Genomic DNA, 17545 nt, shown 5'->3' on the forward strand with positions numbered 1-17545 from the left:
CCCGCCGCCAGCTGTTTTCAGTCTCCGGACTGAGCTGATGCACACTCCTTGCTAAGCGGTCCTACCGTCTTTAATAAATACCGCAGAAATTTATCCCTAAGCTCCGGGCGTTTGAGGGCATACTCAATAGTAGCTTCAAGATAACCCTGCTTGTCGCCGATATCATACCGCCGCCCTTCAAAATTATAGGCATATACCGATTTAAAAGCAGCCAGCCGTCGCAAGGCATCGGTCAGCTGGATCTCACCGCCGCGTCCCGGCGGCGTATCTTCCAACAGATAGAAAATCTCGGGTTCAATGATGTAACGGCCCAACACGGCCAGTTGCGAGGGAGCTTCCTCCACCGCCGGCTTTTCCACCAGGTCGACAGCACGCCAGATATTGTCCCGCAGGGGCTCAGGCTTAACGATACCGTAACTGGACACCTTCTCCTTGGGTACTTCCTGCACGCCCAGGATGGATCCCTGGCAATCGTCGTAAGCGTCCATCAACTGCCGGAGACAAGGCACATTGGCATCAATAATATCATCGCCGAGCAATACGGCAAAAGGTTCGTTGCCCACAAACTGTTTGGCGCAGAGTACCGCATGTCCCAGGCCCTTGGCTTCTTTTTGGCGGATATAATGGATTGACACTTCAGATAATTCTTCCACCAGGCCAAGAAGATCATATTTTCCCTGGGCTTTTAGAGTTAGTTCCAGTTCAACGTTCCGGTCGAAATGATCCTCAATCGCCCGTTTATTACGTCCGGTAATAATCAGGATTTCCTCAATGCCGGACTGAATGGCCTCCTCGATAATAAACTGAATAGCCGGCTTATCGACAATAGGCAGCATTTCCTTAGGCTGGACCTTGGTAGCCGGCAAAAACCGGGTACCAAGGCCGGCAGCCGGAATTACGGCCTTTTTTATTCTTTTATGTGATTTTGGCATACAAACATTCCTTTCTGGGTTGAAAGTGCCTATCATAATGATTGCCATTGCGAGCACAGCGCGGCAATCTCACCCCCGGCTAGCCTCGAATTAGCGCTAGCAACTCCTCGGTCTTTTGCGCCATCAGTTTCACATCGCACCTGGACTCCACATTGAGCCTGATCACCGGCTCGGTATTGGACATCCGTAAATTAAATCGCCAGTTTTCATACTCGATGCTCAAACCGTCAACCTTATCAACGGCAATCGCCCCCGGTGCAAACTTAGCCTCAATTTTTTCAAGCACTGCCCTGGCATCGTCAACCGTACTGTTAATCTCGCCACTGACCGGATAGCAGGACACCCGTTCGCGCATGAGTTCCGACAAAGGCCGCCCCTCACGGCACATAATCGCCAGCACCAGCAGCCAGGGAATCATGCCGCTGTCACAGTAGGAAAAGTCTTTGAAGTAATGGTGGGCCGACATCTCGCCGCCGTAAACGGCATCTTCCTTGCGCATGCGCTCCTTAATAAAGGCGTGGCCACTTTTGGATAGGACCGGAATGCCGCCAGCCTTTTCCACCAGTTCAATGGTATTCCAGGTCAGGCGTGGATCATAGATAATTTTGGCGCCCGGATTGCGCCGGAGAAAAGCATGAGCAAGAAACCCGACAAGATAGTAACCTTCAATAAAATCGCCCTGTTCATCAAACAGGAAGCAACGGTCAAAATCCCCGTCCCAGGCGATCCCGATATCGGCCCCGGTGTCACGTACCACTTTAGCTGTTGCTTCCCGGTTCTCGACCAGCAGCGGGTTAGGCACACCATTGGGAAAATTGCCGTCAGGCTTGTGATTGACTTTAACAAAAGTAAATGGCAAATGGGGTTCCAAAGCGTCAAGCACAGCCCCGGCTGCGCCATTGCCGGCATTTACTACCACTTTGACCGGCTTTAGCTCTGCTCGGTCCACATAGGTAAGTAAATGGGCAATATAGTCTTGCATAATATTTGCATAAGTCACTGTACCAGTCTGCGCAGACTTACTGACAGGAGCAAAATCACCGGCTATCACTTTTTCCTCAATTTCCTTAAGCCCGCTGTCACCGGATATTGGCCTGGACTCGGCCCGTACCAGCTTCATACCGTTATAATCCTGCGGGTTATGGCTGGCGGTGATCATGATGCCGCCGTCCAACTTTAAATGTGCAGTAGCAAAATAGATCTGTTCTGTACCGCACATGCCAATATCCACAACATCGCACCCGGCTTCGGTCAGTCCCTTCACTAAAGCGTCCCGGAGTGAAGGGCCCGAAAGCCTGATGTCATATCCGACGGCAACCTTTTTTGCCTGCAACAGTTCCACAAAAGCCCGTCCTATCCGGTAAGCCATTTCTTCATTTAATTCTTCCGGCACTTTTCCCCGTATATCATAGGCTTTAAAGGCATTTCTTTTCATTTGCAAATTACCACGCCCTTCTCTTCTCTTAGATTCAACCATATAGTATATACTACGCCAGTTAAAAACATTCCTTTACAGCCAACTTTTCTATATCTTTTATTCCTTACCCGCAGCTGGTTAACCGTACCATATCCACTTATTATTCCAATTAATATTATTAAAAATAATACTTGCTACACTTTTTTTAATTTGATATAGTTATTGTTGTCAAAGATAATTATTCTCGTTCTATATTTTAGGAGGGTCTCTTTTGCTATGCTATAAAGATTTTAAACCTACACCTATATCATATGTAAGTGTAATGATACTCTTGCTCACAATTACTTTTGGCTGGCTGCTGCCGGCAGACTTTGGCAAGGAAAACGGACCTGTCGAATGGACGCAGGTGGTGATCTTAAGCCTGGCGACCCTGGTGGCCCTAAGCGCTTCCTGGCAGAAACACATAGAACCTTCCCGGCGGAAACTTTTCGCAGTGGCTGCTGTCGGCTTGTTCCTCTCAATCGGCAGGGAATTAAGCTGGGGCCGGGCCTTATATATGGACAGCACCGGCTATATCCCACCTCTCAAGCAACTCTGGTTTGGCCCGTATGTGTATCCAATGCTTGCCGCTCTCATTCTTGGCACGATCGGCTATTTTTTTATAAACGGCCTGCATAAAGAACTGCTCACCTGGCTCAAACATGACAGCATTCCCCTGTTTGACCTGGCAGTTGTTCTCATTGCGATTCTTGTTGCCGATACCATTGAACATCATAGTTTTGGTTTCTTTGGCGAAAGAACGGAACTGTTCGAGGAATTATGGGAATTGGCCTCCTATACGGGCGTACTGAGTTTTATGATTAATATTGTGTTCAATAAACAATTCACTGCAAAACCACAAATTACCGAACAAAGGGTTGACCTGAAATAATTAGGTCAACCCTTTGTTCATCATGCCCGCCCATAGACATCGTCAAAGCGAACAATATCATCTTCCCCCAGATAATCTCCATTCTGCACTTCAATGATCTCCAAAGAAATTTTACCCGGGTTTTCCAAACGATGCTTAGTGGTAGGAGGGATATACACGCTTTCGTTGACATGCACCATCTGCTCCTGATCGCCGATGGTTACTTTGGCCGTACCGCCGATGACTATCCAGTGTTCACTGCGGTGGTAGTGGAGTTGCAAACTGAGCTGCTGCCCTGGCGTAACAACAATCTTCTTCATTTTGTAACCAGGCCCTTCCCCAAGTACGGTGTAACTGCCCCAGGGCCGGTACATAGTCGTATGCTCATCCACCTCCCGGCGTCCACGCGCCTTGAGTTCGGCAACAACATCCTTCACTTTTTGAGACTCACCGCGTTTGGCCACAACAATAACATCATCGGTTTCCACAACCAGAACATCTTCCAGACCGATGCCGGCAATCAGTCGGTTACGGCCCAGCATGAGCGTATTCGCGCAATCAATCGGCAGGCAATCCCCATTTAAGGCGTTGCCGGCGTAATCCTTGGGCAAAACATCATAAATGGCGTCCCATGAACCGATGTCATTCCACTCAGCCGTAAGCGGTACCATAACCACCTGATCCGATTTCTCAGCCACTGCATAATCGATGGAAATGTTAGGCATAGTAGAGAACTGATTAATAAATTCATCCAAAGGCGCTGCCGCTATGGCTGCAATCTCGGAACTATGCCGGCGGAACTGATCTAAGATACAGGCGACAGTAAAGGCAAACATCCCGGAATTCCAATAATAGCTGCCGGCGGCCAAATACTCTTCAGCCGTAGTTCTGTCAGGTTTTTCCCGGAAGGATTCCACTTGATAACCGTCCGCAAACGGTTCGCCGGTCTGAATATAGCCATACCCGGTCTCTGGTTTGTTCGGCTTGACCCCAAGTGTAACGATCTTGTTTTGCCCCGCCAGTTCAGCCGCCTGCCGCACATTTTTAATAAAAATATCAACAGGCTGAATGATATGGTCGGCCGGACTGACAAACAAGACCTCCTCTTCCGAGGCCCCCAGCCTGTCCTGGCAGAATCTTACGGCCAGGGCAATGGCCGGAGCTGTATTCCGGGCAACCGGCTCCAGCAGGATATGGGCTTCAGCGACGCCGCAGGACGCAAGTTCCGTTTTGACATGGTGAATATATTCCTTGTTCGTAACGACAACGATATCGGCAGGTTTGACAAGCGGCAGAAATCGCTTGACCGTTTGCGTCAGCAGCGAGTCAGTATCGCCAAGTTTTAAGAATTGTTTCGGCAGGCAGGTACGAGACAACGGAAATAGGCGCGTACCGCCGCCACCGGCGAGAATTATGAGTTTCATAGCTTTACTCCTTTTATCCGGGATTAGAATCATCTTGTGGTACAGCCTCAAAAAAACGACTTGAAAAATTAAGGGCTAAACCTATCTGTAGGCAGCCCTTTTTCTTTATGCCGACAATACGGCAGAAGTATGCAACGCTAAATACGGAGGATCAACGCCTATTCGCGAATCCGTGCTAAAATTATATTACACCACAACTAATTTTATGTATTAAAATACCCAGCGCACACTGGCGCCGGCAAAGTGATCGGTCTCATCCTGACCGCCGGTAAAATTGGCATTGCTTATCCGGGCAATACCAAGCTGACTGTCCAGGAACACCTGCTCCCGCAGTTGGGTCTGGTATTGCAGCCACAACGAATTTATGGTCTGCGGCGACGAAGCATCCCTGTCCTGTTTTACCTGCTTGGCATTTAAGGAAATTTTACTGTCCTTGTCCAGGAAATTCCCAAGCTGCACATAGTACTGCCGGGCATTGTGTCCGGCCGGATCGCCGATAATATCGCCTTTATACACATAGCCGTTGGTGTACAGCTGATGACTGTACCAAGCGTTAGTGGTATTCACGTATTCCACCTTCATGTCCCAGCGTCCGTCCTGACTGAGGCGGGGAATATATACACCTACCCGTTCCGCAACCTTGGATGGCATGTAGTTGGCCTGATCCTCCCCATAAAGCTCTCCATAAATCTGGACCCCATTCCATTTGGGTAGACGCACTTTAAAATCCAGACCGGCAATATTGTTCCATTTGTCCTCGCCGGCATCATCATTTCTGCCGGTAAGCCAGTCCCAATAGTCGCCACTGCTCAGTCCTTTCCCCTTGCCCCCTAGCATAGAGGTTAACGACAAGCCAAAGGTAAAATTCTTTTGCGGCGTGAAGGTGCTACGTAGCCCCACAAAGGAAGGGTTGTCCACTTCGTTCGTGTTAAACCGCGTCCGGTCATTTTCCAGTTCGCTGTACATCGCGGTGAAATTCATTTCGCCCAGGAAGCGGAAAATTCCTTTGCTGGTATAGGGTTCCAGGTTTGAAAGGCGAATGGAGGTCAGCGGCGTCATATTGTTGCCGAGGATGAGCGAACCGGTCGCTCCATGTCCCCAGAATACCGGATCTTTCCCCACCTGTATGGCCGTACCGTTGATCCGGGTCTTGATGTAGCCACTGGTCAGGGCGACATCACCCTGCTGATCCCTGTCATAGCTAAAACGCGGCTCCAGAGCGACGGCCACATCCTCACCCAGCTTGCCTGTGAACAGAAACGAGGCAATAATATTGCCATTCTGCCCGTAGCGGTAACCGTTGTTGTTGTTGTTCAAGGGCTGCTGACCGGCTCTGGGGCCGCTGGCAACGCTCGCGCGGTACCGCAGGGAATCGCCGCTATAGTCCGCCAGCTCCAGCCGGACTTCTTTTAGCGCCGGCGCCATATCGGCCGCTTCCCCGGCCAGTATCTGCAGTTCAGGGGTCAGTTCACGCTCCATGGCCTGCTTCATTCCTGCCAGATACTGCGGCAAGGGACGCTGCTCAGCCGCCGCTTGTATTTCCGTCAGCCATTTGGCCATCTGCATACGGGTATATGGCTTGGTACCATCCGGTATGGAAGTGAGATAACCAAGTCCGTCAAACTTTTCTACATAGCCGTATAACGGACTGGATAACGGCACATTAGGCGATACCCAGTCGGACGGCGTCGCCTGCACACTAGCCGCCATTGCGGCCATGACCAAACCTGCTGCTAACGATTTTTTCCACGACATTATAAAATCACACTCCTCGAAACTGATCACAAATTACCAATTCCCACCAAACTTATTAAGCAGTCGTTGAAAGATACCCGACTTTTTCCTGCCCGACTGGATGGCAAAAACCTCCACATCCTGGCTGTCAATGATCCGTTGCGGATTGACTGTCATAATTTGCCGCGCCATTTCCAGGCCAACCAGGGAGACTATTCTTTCCGCCGCTTTGGACAAATCCGGATTGCGGTTCTTGGCACTGTGGGCATCGGAACCAATACAATGCACCATATTTCTCGTAAGCAACAGTTCGGCCATAGCCTGCGCCCTGTCGCCCATACGTCCCATAATACTGGAACCGTTTACCTGGATCAAGATACCACGGCGAATCCATTCCGCCACAATCTCCGGCTCCTTAGCCAGCAATGGGTGGCGCTCAGGATGCGCCAACACAGGGGTTATGCCGCGAGCCTCCAGAGTAAAGAAAAAATCTTCGGTAAATCTGGGTATCTCCATAGCCGGCAGTTCGACCAATATATAACGGCCACTGTTTAAACAATAAGGGCCAGGCCCCTTGACAATATCAAGCATGTCCATGTGAATAGCAACCTCGCCGCCCGGATAAATAGGAATATTTAAGCCATATTTCCGACTCTCCGTTGTAAGTATATTACAGCTTTCCACAATCTGTTCCCAGGATGGCAGCCACTTTCCCTCGATTACATGGGGAGTTGCTATAATTGCCTTGGTATTATTTTTTTTTGCAATATCCAGCATTTTAATCGAAGTGTCCAAATCTTTGGAGCCATCGTCAATAGCAGGAAGCAGATGGCAGTGTAAATCCAGCATATCAATTACTTCTCCTTATGGCAAAATATGTACCTACATTTAGTCTAGCTATACTCATGTTCCCTGTCAATCACATTAGAAGTCAATCCGCTTATAGGAGACCATCGCTAGCTTCACGGTTAAGCATAACTGTTCCTGACTCCTGACCTTTCACAACACCTGTGCTATACATAATCTTAGCCTAGCTTATTAGGGGGATGGTGATTGCGCCCTAGGACATACCTGTGTCACGCTCGAAGGGAAAGCCAATCAGCTTATGGACAAAGTGGGCAGCCTTAGCATGCGCCTGGATAGTCTGGATCTGAAAACTGCCCGTGTTGATGCCAATATTTACTCCATGGCCGGCGACGTATCCTTTCTGTGCGGAAGGCCAGCGAGCCCGATGAAGTTATGCGGCATTTAGCCCGGATTAAATAGTCAACTATGACTATGTCAAACTAGTGCCCAAAACTGTCAAACCTCGCCGCCCTAAGTGTCCCCCCCCCTTCCGGCTCATGGTATCAGATCGCACCAACATATTCAGGAGTTACTTCCTTGTTTCAAGACCCTTTTTTAAAATCATCATTTTGCTAATAGTCTTTAACAAACCATTCGTACGTCAGTCTGATCCCTTGCAGCAAATCAGTCTTAGCCAACCAGCCCAAGCTTCGTATATAAGTAACATCATTAATCTTAACTGGCGTACCATCCGGTTTAGTCGTATCAAATACAATATTACCTTGATAACCTGCTACATAGCTAACCTTCTCAGCCAGTTCTCTAATAGACACGCCCACGCCAGTCCCAATATTAACAATCTTACTGCCAGCATATGTATTCATAAGATATAAACAGGCATCAGCCAAATCATCTACATATAGAAATTCGCGTACCGGTTTACCCGTTCCCCATACATTCACAGCCGGTGCGTTCATCATTCTGCCTTCGTGAAACTTTCGGATCAAAGCCGGCAGCACATGTGAAGACTGCAGGTCAAAATTGTCATTTGGACCGTACAAGTTGGTGGGCATTACGGAAATAAACTGTGTCCCATACTGACTATTATAAGCCTGACACATTTTTATACCGGAAATTTTGGCTAAGGCATAAGCGTCATTCGTTGGCTCAAGCGGCCCGGTCAAGAGCGCTTCTTCTTTTATAGGCTGCTCCGCCAGCTTCGGATAGATGCAGGAACTGCCTAAGAAGAGCAGCTTACTTACGTTATTTCTATAAGATTCATGGATAATATGGGACTGAATCGTGAGGTTTTCATAAATAAAATCAGCTGGATATTGGGAATTAGCCACAATGCCGCCGACTTTGGCGGCCGCTAAAAACACATATTCAGGCTTTTCCCTGGCAAAGAAGGCTGCTACCGCCTGTTGATCAAGCAAGTCTACCTGTTTTTTATCAACAGTGACAATATTACTATAACCGGCATTTCTTAGAGCGCGAACAATCGCAGAACCAACCAACCCTCTGTGTCCGGCTACATATAGCTTTGCATCTTTATTCATACTTTCCATCACCCGACTATTCATTAAACTGGCGAACCGCATAACCGTTTTTCTTGCAAAGCACATCTCGCTCGGTAGTCTTGATATCTTCCCGAACCATCATAGCAACCAACTCCGGTAAAGTAGTTTTAGGTTCCCACCCCAGTTTTATCTTAGCTTTTGTAGGATCTCCCAATAATAAATCCACCTCTGTCGGACGGAAATACCGCGGGTCTACTTCCACAAGCACTCTGCCCGAAGTCCTATCTAAGCCTTTTTCATCTATCCCGCTACCATGCCACTCAATATTAATACCGATTTCCTTGAAAGCCTGCCCTACAAAATCACGTACGGTAGTATTTCTACCTGTTGCAATTACAAAATCCTCAGCCTGATCCTGCTGCAGCATCAACCACATTGCTTCAACATAGTCCTTGGCGAACCCCCAGTCTCGTTTGGCATCCAGATTACCAAGGTGCAGCTTGTGCTGTAGCCCTAAAGTGATCCTTGCCACAGCACGGGTTATTTTCCGGGTAACAAAAGTCTCCCCCCGTAAGGGTGATTCGTGATTAAACAAAATACCGTTACAAGCGTACATACCATAAGCTTCCCGATAATTAACCGTAATCCAGTAGCCATACAGCTTAGCAGCTGCATACGGACTGCGGGGATAAAAAGGGGTAGTTTCTTTTTGCGGTGTCTCTTGTACTAGACCGTAGAGTTCGCTCGTTGATGCCTGGTAAAAGCGAGTCTTCTTTTCTAAACCTAAAATCCTTATTGCTTCTAAAATGCGCAGTGTCCCCAACGCATCGGCATTGGCCGTATATTCAGGAGTATCAAACGACACCTGGACGTGACTCTGTGCGGCCAAATTATAGATCTCATCCGGCTTTACCTGCTGAATAACGCGGATAAGATTGGTTGAATCTGTCATATCGCCATGATGCAAGAAAAAACGCACGTTTTCTTCATGCTGATCCTGGTATAAATGATCAACACGGTCAGTATTGAATTGAGAAGAACGACGTTTTATGCCATGAACAACATACCCCTTCTCTAATAACAACTCCGCTAGATAAGCCCCATCCTGGCCTGTGATACCGCTAATTAAGGCTACTTTATTCAGAGTATCTCAACTCCTTCTACAATAATAGTAATCTAAATAAATTTATATTCTTTACTTAACTATGGCGTAGATTGTTTTTACTATTAGATAAAAGTCTAAAAAAACATTTCTACTTTCAACATACTTTACACAATAATTCAGCTTAACAGGTAATATCTCGTCAATATATGCTTTTTCAGGATTATCCGCATTTCCTAGTATTGCGTTCTCATCCTTGTACTCAATAGAAGCGAAATCAGTCATACCCGGTGGTACTGAAAGGACAATTTTGCGAAGTGTTTCCGGATAATATTGAACATATTGGGGAACCTCCGGCCTAGGCCCTACCAAACTCATATCACCAACAATAATATTAAATAACTGTGGTAGTTCATCCAACTTATACTTTCGTAATATTTTACCGCTCTTGGTAATACGCCTGTCCGCACCTATAGTGATTTGTTTTCCATGTTTCTCTGCGTCTACCATCATAGTACGGAATTTTAGTATTTTAAAAGGTTTGCCATATTGGCCGATTCGCACCTGGCGAAAAAAAACAGGTCCAGGCGAGTCAAATTTAATCCAAATGATCACAAGTAAAAATAATGGTGATAAGAAAATCACGCCAGGAACTGTAAATACTAAATCAAATGCCCTCTTTATGAGCATCCCAATACCTCTCTTACCGACTTTATTACTCTATACTGATCTTCCTCGCTCATCTTGGTATAAATTGGTAAGCTTACAGCAGACAAGTATGTTGCATAAGCTTTCGGGAAATCCTCAGGTCGAAGGTTATACATCTCAGCCCAATAAGGCTGAATATGTAAAGGAATGAAGTGCACGCTGCAGCCGATTCCTTTTTTCGCCATCTGTTGTATGAAACTATCTCGATCGCTTATGCCTTCATTCAGGCGGAGGACATATAAATGCCATGAGTGTATATCACCGGCTGAAGGTTTTGGCGGTAATTTAAGAGGAAGATCACTTAATTCTTGATCATAAATCCTTGCCATTTCTTGTCTTCTTTTCTGAAATAGCCAGGCTTTCTTTAATTGATGGATACCGATTGAAGCGGCTAAATCGGTAAGGTTATACTTATAACCAGGCGCAATGACTTCATAATACCAAGCCGGCTTTGCTGATGTATACCTATCAAATACGTCGCGGTTTATCCCATGTAATCTCATTGCTCGACATCTCTTGGCAATATCTTGATTACGTGTGAGGATCATTCCTCCTTCTCCTGCTGTAATTGTCTTCGTTGCATAAAAACTAAATACGACTGCGTCTGTATCGAGCGTTCCAATCATTTTTTCTTTATAACTGGTTGGAAATGAGTGTGCAGCATCTTCTATTATTTTTAACCCATATTTCTTGGCAACCGTAATTATTGGATTCATGGCACAAGCCAGTCCGGCAAAATGTACAGGAATAATAGCCTTCGTTCTACTAGTGATAGCCCTCTCAATGTTTTCCGGATCAATATTAAAAGTTTGGGGGTCGATGTCAACAAACACCGGATGGGCCCCCAGATATCGAATCACTTCTGCAGTTGCTGTAAAAGTATAAGGGGTAGTAATAACCTCATCCCCAGCACCAACCCCAATTGCTTCTAATGCAAGGTGGAGTCCGGCCGTAGCGGAACTAACAGCAACTGCCTTTAAATCATCCCCCAAAAAGCCTGCGAAATCTTGTTCAAATTGTTTACATTTAGGTCCTGTTGTAAGCCAGCAAGAACGTAGAGAGTCTACTACTTCGTTGATTTCGTCCTCTCCGATATCCGGTAATGCAAAAGGTAAAAAATTCATCATATTACACACCTTTAATTAGAAATTTATTTTCAAATATAGAATTCCTAAATATTCTTTTAGCGCAAGATACGTATTATCAAGTCCACCAGGAGATGGAAATAATTGATGAAGGTAGAAATGTACTTCATGGTTTGTACGATAATCAGTAGGAACAGGTATTACCTCAATACCTATATTTCTAAAATTTAGCACTGAACGTTCCATATGAAAAGCGGAAGTGACAAGTATAGGAGTTTTAAAAGCTTTCGCTTGTAAAATTTGTTTAGTGAAAAGAGCATTTTCTGTGGTAGTCAAACTCTTATCCTCTACAAGGATTTGGTTTGTAGGAATTTGAAGTCCTCTTAAAACTAAAGTTGAAACGCTAGCTTCGTTCCCTAAATCTCGATAAACTTGTCCACTTGAAACAAGAATAGGCAAATGCAATCTTTTTTGAAGAATGGCTGCAGTTACCAGCCGGTTGGCTGATGCCCCAACAGGATGACCCAAGCCTTCGAAATTAGGCGTATCTAGCGTACTTCCTCCGCCAAGAACAATAATAACGTCTCCTGCGATATTCTGCGGCAAATTGTACCGACTCTCAAGTGAGTGAATCAGCATATTCCCGATTAAGGGTGTACAAACTAAGTAAAAGGCACATGTGAAGAATCCCAGAAACAAGCTCACACCTTGACTCTTTTTGCGTATCCACAAGCTAAACAGTAACAAAAAAACTATGAAGCATCCCGGCGGAAGTATAGCAATATTATAAATCGCTTTGATCATATAAATCATGACTAAGTACCTTTACGCATGAAGTGCTATATCTAAACAATATTCATTCATCTGTCGACCTTCGGGAGTTGAGTATTGACGCGAGACCTCCAGGCCATTTTTTACATAAAACTTGTTTACTGCATCATTATTATCTTTATCTGTTGTTAAGACAATTTGTTTGCAGCCCCTTCTTCCGGCCTCTGCAATGAAGGCACTGAGTAACATAGTTCCCCCTCCTTTTGTTTGATCACTTGGACTAACCGCGATTGAAAACAACCCGGCTACATGAAGCCCTACAGGATTTGAACCGGGAAATAATAAAGCTCTCAGTAGCCTGGGAATTATTAATGGGTTGCGAAAAATGGCTTCGACCGAGGCCGCCGCGAATTTGTACCAATCGCGTTTTAGCAGTCGCGAATAAAAACCTCTAGGGTTTGATGCACCAACTACAAATCCGGCAATTTTCCCGCTTTCATCTAAAAAGACGAAGCGAAGGCCATCTGCCGCATAACACACAGCACTATAATATGCTTTAAGAAATTGATAACCTAAAAAGCTTAAAAAGAACCCTGAGAAGCTGCGTAAGTGTATCGCCACAACATGATCCACATCATAAATATCCATTTCCCGTACCAATACAACTACCTTCTTTCTGTTCCGATATCGAGGAAACAAAACTTTTAATATTATGCCACTTTCTCCAGTTGGACTGAATCCACTTTAAGTCTTTATCCCACCAACGAAAAGACAAGAGAAAATTTATTTCCTCCGGTTCAAAGCGATATTTAATAATCCTGCCGGGAATGCCGCCTACGACAGCATAGGGAGGAACATCTCTAGTTACAACTGCTCCGGCTGCAACAATAGCCCCATCCTCGATTGTAATTCCGCCTAAAATCAATGCATTGGCACCGATCCACACATCATTTCCGATAATTATCTGTTCAAGCTCTTTAAAATAGTTGTCATCAGCAAATGCAATCTGCGCTTGCTTATTAATTGAATAAAAACTGGGGTGACTTGAAACAAATGTTTCTGATGGGTGATTGCCTAATCCACATCTCACGCCTTGACCGATAGAGCAAAATTTCCCCACTTTTGTTTTAACTAATACGCTGTTCTCAGCTATATACGTCATATCACCGAATTCACACATAGTAGCGGAGACATGGTTATACAATGTTACATATTTTCCAAAAATACACTTGCGTACTAACACTGTGCCGCACAACATCAACGTCGGGTTCTTAATTTTCTCTTTGATATAAACAATAACGCTCAGTAGCCATAGCGATAACGGATTTATAAAAAATGGATTACCAAATATTTTTTTTAGCATTTCTTTCCCTCTATAATTTTTTTTCCGCAAGTGTATCTTTTAACGCACGTTCATAACAACTAGTAACTTTATTCCTGTGAAAATGTGATTCGAGGTATATTCGGCCATTTGCGCCAAGAGTACGCCCGCTAAAGCGATCATTATAGAAATAAAGAACTGCACTCTTAATGCATTCTGCAGATTCAGCCTCCACACAAAAACCACAATTAGCGTTTTTAATGAGTTGAGCCGTATCACTATCTGCATCTACACTGGCGATGACTGGCCGGGCCGCTGCCATAAACCCTAACACTTTACTAGGGACGGAAGTCTTGCCTTTACCCTTTTTCAGAGTAACTACAGAGACATCTGCTGTTGATTGTACATCTGACAAAAATTCACGCGGCTGAAACGGAAGAAAGTACATATTAGTTAAGTCCCTGGCTGTTGCTGCATGTTGGATATTATCTTTCACTATTCCTTCGCCGACAAACAAAAAAACAATATCCTTATAAGACTGTAACATTGCAGCACACTCCACTAATACTTCCGCCCCTGAAATAAGGCCAATGGTGCCCGAGTAGAGCACGACAAACTTATCTATTAAACCATGCTTACGAGCAAATGAGTTATCCCGTTCTCTTGGATACACCTCATTTGTGTCAATCCAGTTGGGGATAACGGTAATCTTATTTTTTATTACGCCTTTACTTAGAAGGTTCTTCTCGAAGCCATGTGAAATAACGGTTATCTGATCGGCCTGATCATAAATTATTTGTTCATATCGTTTTAGCAACTTAATTAATACTGGATTCTGTATTACGCCTGTAGTAATTGCGACATCTGGATAGATGTCCTGTATATTAAAAACAAGCTTTATACCTTTTAGTTTCTTTAGAATTATAGCAACAAGCCCATTAGTAATAGGTGGAGATACTACAAACTGTATGTGCTGATTGGGCAGCGTTAATGCCGCCAAGAACGAGGTTACAGCAAAAGTAAGAAAATTCATTACTCTTTTGAAAAAACTTTTATCCGGTGAAGTAAATAAGTAACAACGTATCAGATTTACACCTTCAACCGTCTCCTGTAGAAACAGCTTCTTCTTATACCCCTGATAGACGATACCATTAGGATGATTAGGGAAACCTGTTATTACCGTGACTGAATGTCCCAGGTCAGTTAAATCTTGTGACAATTCTTTCAGCATTACGCCAATGGGCGCATGTTCCGGAGGAAACCATTGGCAAATAATAAAGATGTTCATTGATTCACTCCATAAAGTAGGATAAGTATCAAAGCAATCGGTATATAAACATTTGAACAACAGGGTCAGGGTGCTAACTTTGATTCTATCTAGATCAAGGAACTATCAGTTGCTGATAGAACGCGACAAGTTTATCACTCTCTGTTTCCCAGTTATAATGTTCTCTAAAAGCATTTAGCCCTTTTAGCCCGATATTCTCAGCGAGTTGCTGATTTTCACATAACCAAAGAATGCGCTCAGCATACTGTAGCGGAATGCTCGGTTCTGCTACGAAGCCACATCCCGTCTCGGTAACAAAATGCCGATTGTATGGCAAGTCACTGGCTACAATTGGAATACCTGCGGCCATATATTCAAAAAGTTTAGTAGGAATAGCGCTGCGCTGCTTAGGAGTATCAAGATTGGGAGATAAGCCGACTGTTGATTCATTTAAATATTGCATAATCTGCTGGGGCATAATATTAGGTAGCAGAATCACATTCTCCTGTAAATTATATTCCAGTATTCTCCGTTTCACTTTTTTGCGCAATTCATCATTGCCACCAAATCGGTCAATAGATTTAAAAATAACCTCTTTGTTTTTTTCGTGTACAAGCCGCGCTATTTCGAGGAATAGCAAAGTCCCGTTACTTTCATATTGAGAACCGGTAAAAATCACAGACGGTTCTCTAAACTGATAATTATTCATCATCTGATGGGTTAATTCTATTGTAGCGTAATTTCTAATTTGAACGGGATTATATCTGTTATACGCTTTCTCTTGTCCATTTTCCACTACAATAAGATTTTTAATAATCCCCAGACAAATTTTCAAAATTAAATATATTGCCAATGCGGCAATTGGACGAATACCGGTAGGCAGATAAGCCTTCTGCAGCATTTCTTGGACATAATTTTCGTGCATATCAAAAATAACAGGTTTCCGTTTAACTAGCTTTAGGAGTGCGAAGAAAGGAAGCAAATCCAAGTCATGAAAATGGTATAAATCATAATCTGCATTGTTCAACAACTTCCAGATTTGGTAATAGTTTTTATATCGTTCCAGTCTACCTTTTGTCCTTGTGAAAGTTTTGTACTGAACCTGATTTCTTTCTTTCTCGTTGACAGACCAAGGACAAATTAGATCAAGCTGATATCCCTTACGAACCATTGTTTCAGCCATTTTCACAATTCGGGCATCAAAATCTGGATGAATTGAGGTAACCATACATATTCTATCCATTTTTCACCTTGTTTTCCTTTGAATAGATATTGGGTAATAGCCAACATATAATAAGCATGAAAACTAATCCATACGTAAACAAAGCTGTCAGAATACCCGATGATATTAAAGATAGACTAGGAATGATTATTAGCAACGAACGAACTGGCAGATTATAATTTTTTGTTAGACTATCATAAATCCAAAAATATATTCCTGTAATTATTGTGGAACCTATTATTCCAAGATGACCAAAATTACTATATCCATCTGCCCAAATATTTACATTAGCTTGTGTTGTTCCTAAACTTCCAAAATAAACATTGCCTATTAAGTTAGATGGGGTATCCGAGTAGGGATATGTCACTATATCTTTCAATATACTATATCCAAGAAGTGCTTTAGGATTTTGTGAAAAATACTCATAAAAATAACCTGTCAACAAGCCATTAATAATAATTTCTCTCTGAATAAATAATATTCTTAACGCTGAGAAGTCAAATAAAATTTCTATAATAATACATATACTTATACCGCTACAAATACCCCAAATCAAGTATTTGAATAAGTTCTTAGTCCTAACTTCAAACAAATATTTACATATAAATAATAGTACTGGATAAAAAACTACACTTTTAAATCCAGTAATTGAAAATAATAGAAACCATCCAAATAAACCCAAGATCAATAATAATATATTTCTCCTATATAAGCCAAAAACAAACAATACTCCGTTACAAATTCTAGAAGCCCAATTAATAGCATAACCAACCAAGCCATCAGTACGCAATGCGTCTTTATATTGTTCTCGTATATCATATACATCAAACAATGAAACCATTTGAAATTTAATACCAAAAGTATTAATTATATATATATATATAACAAAACTTATAAGCAAAAAAACAAACCAAAAACTTCGTAAGCTTAACGGCAGACGCAGTATAGGAAGTAATGGAAGATGATTAAAAGCTTGTAATATACTTAGTGATATTAAAAGGCACAATACAAATAGTAATAGAAATTCTAAAGGTACATTAATCGTAACCATAGGAACTAAGCATGTTGGTATGTAAACAAGGATATAGATTAACCAAATTAAAATTTGACTTACTCGATTGTAACGAATTGGAAGCCATAACGAAGGAAGAATTGCGAGAGTTATAAACACGATAAAAAACGCTATTGGTATATTACTATTAAAGGTAAAACCGAAATATTCGGCACTAGGATTAATTAAAAATATGTATGTCCAAGTAAGTAGCACTACATATAGAAATGATCCAATAATTATAGATAGTCTATCTTTCATATCAATCCCTCGACCTAATTTAATAAAAAAATCT

The 17545-nt window shown here is 43.4% G+C and carries 16 protein-coding genes; 1 reads left to right on the top strand and 15 read right to left on the bottom strand.

Translation table 11 applies throughout. The features are described from left to right. Nucleotides 1-17: 17 nt before the first annotated feature. Together galU and SATMO3_RS23025 are read right to left on the bottom strand one after the other, a co-directional pair. The gene (galU, locus tag SATMO3_RS23020; protein ID WP_371372100.1) at nucleotides 18-932 is read right to left on the bottom strand and encodes a UTP--glucose-1-phosphate uridylyltransferase GalU; all 915 of its coding nucleotides are present in this window, start codon (nucleotides 930-932) and stop codon (nucleotides 18-20) included. Nucleotides 933-1011: 79 nt separating this feature from the next. Next, nucleotides 1012-2367, bottom strand: coding sequence for a phosphomannomutase (locus SATMO3_RS23025; RefSeq protein WP_371381776.1), 1356 nt, complete (start codon nucleotides 2365-2367; stop codon nucleotides 1012-1014). Between the two features lie 253 nt (nucleotides 2368-2620). Between SATMO3_RS23025 and SATMO3_RS23030 the strand changes: the two genes are divergently transcribed. After that, nucleotides 2621-3280, top strand: a complete 660-nt coding sequence (locus tag SATMO3_RS23030; RefSeq protein WP_371372101.1) for a hypothetical protein — start codon at nucleotides 2621-2623, stop codon at nucleotides 3278-3280. Between the two features lie 20 nt (nucleotides 3281-3300). Here the strand turns inward: SATMO3_RS23030 and SATMO3_RS23035 are convergent, their stop codons facing one another. From SATMO3_RS23035 to SATMO3_RS23095, 13 genes are all read right to left on the bottom strand, one after another. Further along, nucleotides 3301-4683, bottom strand: a complete 1383-nt coding sequence (locus tag SATMO3_RS23035; protein WP_371372102.1) for a mannose-1-phosphate guanylyltransferase/mannose-6-phosphate isomerase — start codon at nucleotides 4681-4683, stop codon at nucleotides 3301-3303. A gap of 210 nt (nucleotides 4684-4893) precedes the next feature. Then, nucleotides 4894-6438 (bottom strand): capsule assembly Wzi family protein, encoded by a 1545-nt coding sequence (locus SATMO3_RS23040; RefSeq protein WP_371372103.1) that lies wholly within the window; start codon nucleotides 6436-6438, stop codon nucleotides 4894-4896. 33 nt (nucleotides 6439-6471) lie between these two features. Continuing rightward, on the bottom strand, nucleotides 6472-7266 hold the full coding sequence (locus SATMO3_RS23045; RefSeq protein WP_371372104.1) for a tyrosine-protein phosphatase: 795 nt from the start codon (nucleotides 7264-7266) through the stop codon (nucleotides 6472-6474). Between the two features lie 569 nt (nucleotides 7267-7835). After that, nucleotides 7836-8762 (bottom strand): GDP-L-fucose synthase family protein, encoded by a 927-nt coding sequence (locus SATMO3_RS23050; RefSeq protein ID WP_371372105.1) that lies wholly within the window; start codon nucleotides 8760-8762, stop codon nucleotides 7836-7838. Nucleotides 8763-8778: 16 nt separating this feature from the next. Beyond that, nucleotides 8779-9867 carry a GDP-mannose 4,6-dehydratase gene (gmd, locus tag SATMO3_RS23055; protein WP_371381777.1) on the bottom strand — a complete coding sequence of 363 codons (1089 nt, stop codon included), beginning with the start codon at nucleotides 9865-9867 and terminating at the stop codon, nucleotides 8779-8781. 51 nt (nucleotides 9868-9918) lie between these two features. After that, nucleotides 9919-10515, bottom strand: a complete 597-nt coding sequence (locus SATMO3_RS23060; RefSeq protein WP_371372106.1) for a sugar transferase — start codon at nucleotides 10513-10515, stop codon at nucleotides 9919-9921. Continuing rightward, entirely contained in the window at nucleotides 10506-11660 is a 1155-nt protein-coding gene (locus tag SATMO3_RS23065; RefSeq protein WP_371372107.1) for a DegT/DnrJ/EryC1/StrS family aminotransferase, read from the bottom strand. Before SATMO3_RS23065 ends, SATMO3_RS23060 begins: the two co-directional genes overlap by 10 nt. Nucleotides 11661-11675: 15 nt before the next feature. Further along, the gene (locus SATMO3_RS23070; protein ID WP_371372108.1) at nucleotides 11676-12224 is read right to left on the bottom strand and encodes a YdcF family protein; all 549 of its coding nucleotides are present in this window, start codon (nucleotides 12222-12224) and stop codon (nucleotides 11676-11678) included. Nucleotides 12225-12443: 219 nt separating this feature from the next. Continuing rightward, entirely contained in the window at nucleotides 12444-13049 is a 606-nt protein-coding gene (locus tag SATMO3_RS23075; RefSeq protein WP_371372109.1) for a GNAT family N-acetyltransferase, read from the bottom strand. After that, on the bottom strand, nucleotides 13024-13752 hold the full coding sequence (locus tag SATMO3_RS23080; RefSeq protein WP_371372110.1) for a CatB-related O-acetyltransferase: 729 nt from the start codon (nucleotides 13750-13752) through the stop codon (nucleotides 13024-13026). The genes SATMO3_RS23075 and SATMO3_RS23080 overlap by 26 nt, the downstream gene beginning before the upstream one ends. Before the next feature lie 10 nt (nucleotides 13753-13762). Then, a complete protein-coding gene (locus tag SATMO3_RS23085; protein ID WP_371372111.1) occupies nucleotides 13763-14998 on the bottom strand; it encodes a glycosyltransferase family 4 protein in 1236 nt (411 codons plus the stop codon). A 94-nt stretch (nucleotides 14999-15092) separates the two neighbouring features. Continuing rightward, complete coding sequence (locus SATMO3_RS23090) at nucleotides 15093-16205, bottom strand: glycosyltransferase (protein ID WP_371372112.1); 1113 nt, start codon at nucleotides 16203-16205, stop codon at nucleotides 15093-15095. A gap of 7 nt (nucleotides 16206-16212) precedes the next feature. Then, entirely contained in the window at nucleotides 16213-17511 is a 1299-nt protein-coding gene (locus SATMO3_RS23095; protein WP_371372113.1) for a hypothetical protein, read from the bottom strand. Between the last annotated feature and the right edge of the window lie 34 nt (nucleotides 17512-17545).

Source organism: Sporomusa aerivorans (assembly GCF_041428895.1).
In the GTDB taxonomy this organism is placed as follows: Bacteria; Bacillota; Negativicutes; order Sporomusales; family Sporomusaceae; genus Sporomusa; species Sporomusa aerivorans.

Bases quoted from the DNA above. Each gene is read 5' to 3' on its own strand.
- galU (WP_371372100.1), bottom strand. From the start codon at position 932: ATGCCAAAATCACATAAAAGAATAAAAAAGGCCGTAATTCCGGCTGCC.
- SATMO3_RS23025 (WP_371381776.1), bottom strand. From the start codon at position 2,367: ATGAAAAGAAATGCCTTTAAAGCCTATGATATACGGGGAAAAGTGCCG.
- SATMO3_RS23035 (WP_371372102.1), bottom strand. From the start codon at position 4,683: ATGAAACTCATAATTCTCGCCGGTGGCGGCGGTACGCGCCTATTTCCG.
- SATMO3_RS23040 (WP_371372103.1), bottom strand. From the start codon at position 6,438: ATGTCGTGGAAAAAATCGTTAGCAGCAGGTTTGGTCATGGCCGCAATG.
- SATMO3_RS23045 (WP_371372104.1), bottom strand. From the start codon at position 7,266: ATGCTGGATTTACACTGCCATCTGCTTCCTGCTATTGACGATGGCTCC.
- SATMO3_RS23050 (WP_371372105.1), bottom strand. From the start codon at position 8,762: ATGAATAAAGATGCAAAGCTATATGTAGCCGGACACAGAGGGTTGGTT.
- SATMO3_RS23060 (WP_371372106.1), bottom strand. From the start codon at position 10,515: ATGCTCATAAAGAGGGCATTTGATTTAGTATTTACAGTTCCTGGCGTG.
- SATMO3_RS23065 (WP_371372107.1), bottom strand. From the start codon at position 11,660: ATGATGAATTTTTTACCTTTTGCATTACCGGATATCGGAGAGGACGAA.
- SATMO3_RS23080 (WP_371372110.1), bottom strand. From the start codon at position 13,752: ATGCTAAAAAAAATATTTGGTAATCCATTTTTTATAAATCCGTTATCG.
- SATMO3_RS23085 (WP_371372111.1), bottom strand. From the start codon at position 14,998: ATGAACATCTTTATTATTTGCCAATGGTTTCCTCCGGAACATGCGCCC.
- SATMO3_RS23090 (WP_371372112.1), bottom strand. From the start codon at position 16,205: ATGGTTACCTCAATTCATCCAGATTTTGATGCCCGAATTGTGAAAATG.
- SATMO3_RS23095 (WP_371372113.1), bottom strand. From the start codon at position 17,511: ATGAAAGATAGACTATCTATAATTATTGGATCATTTCTATATGTAGTG.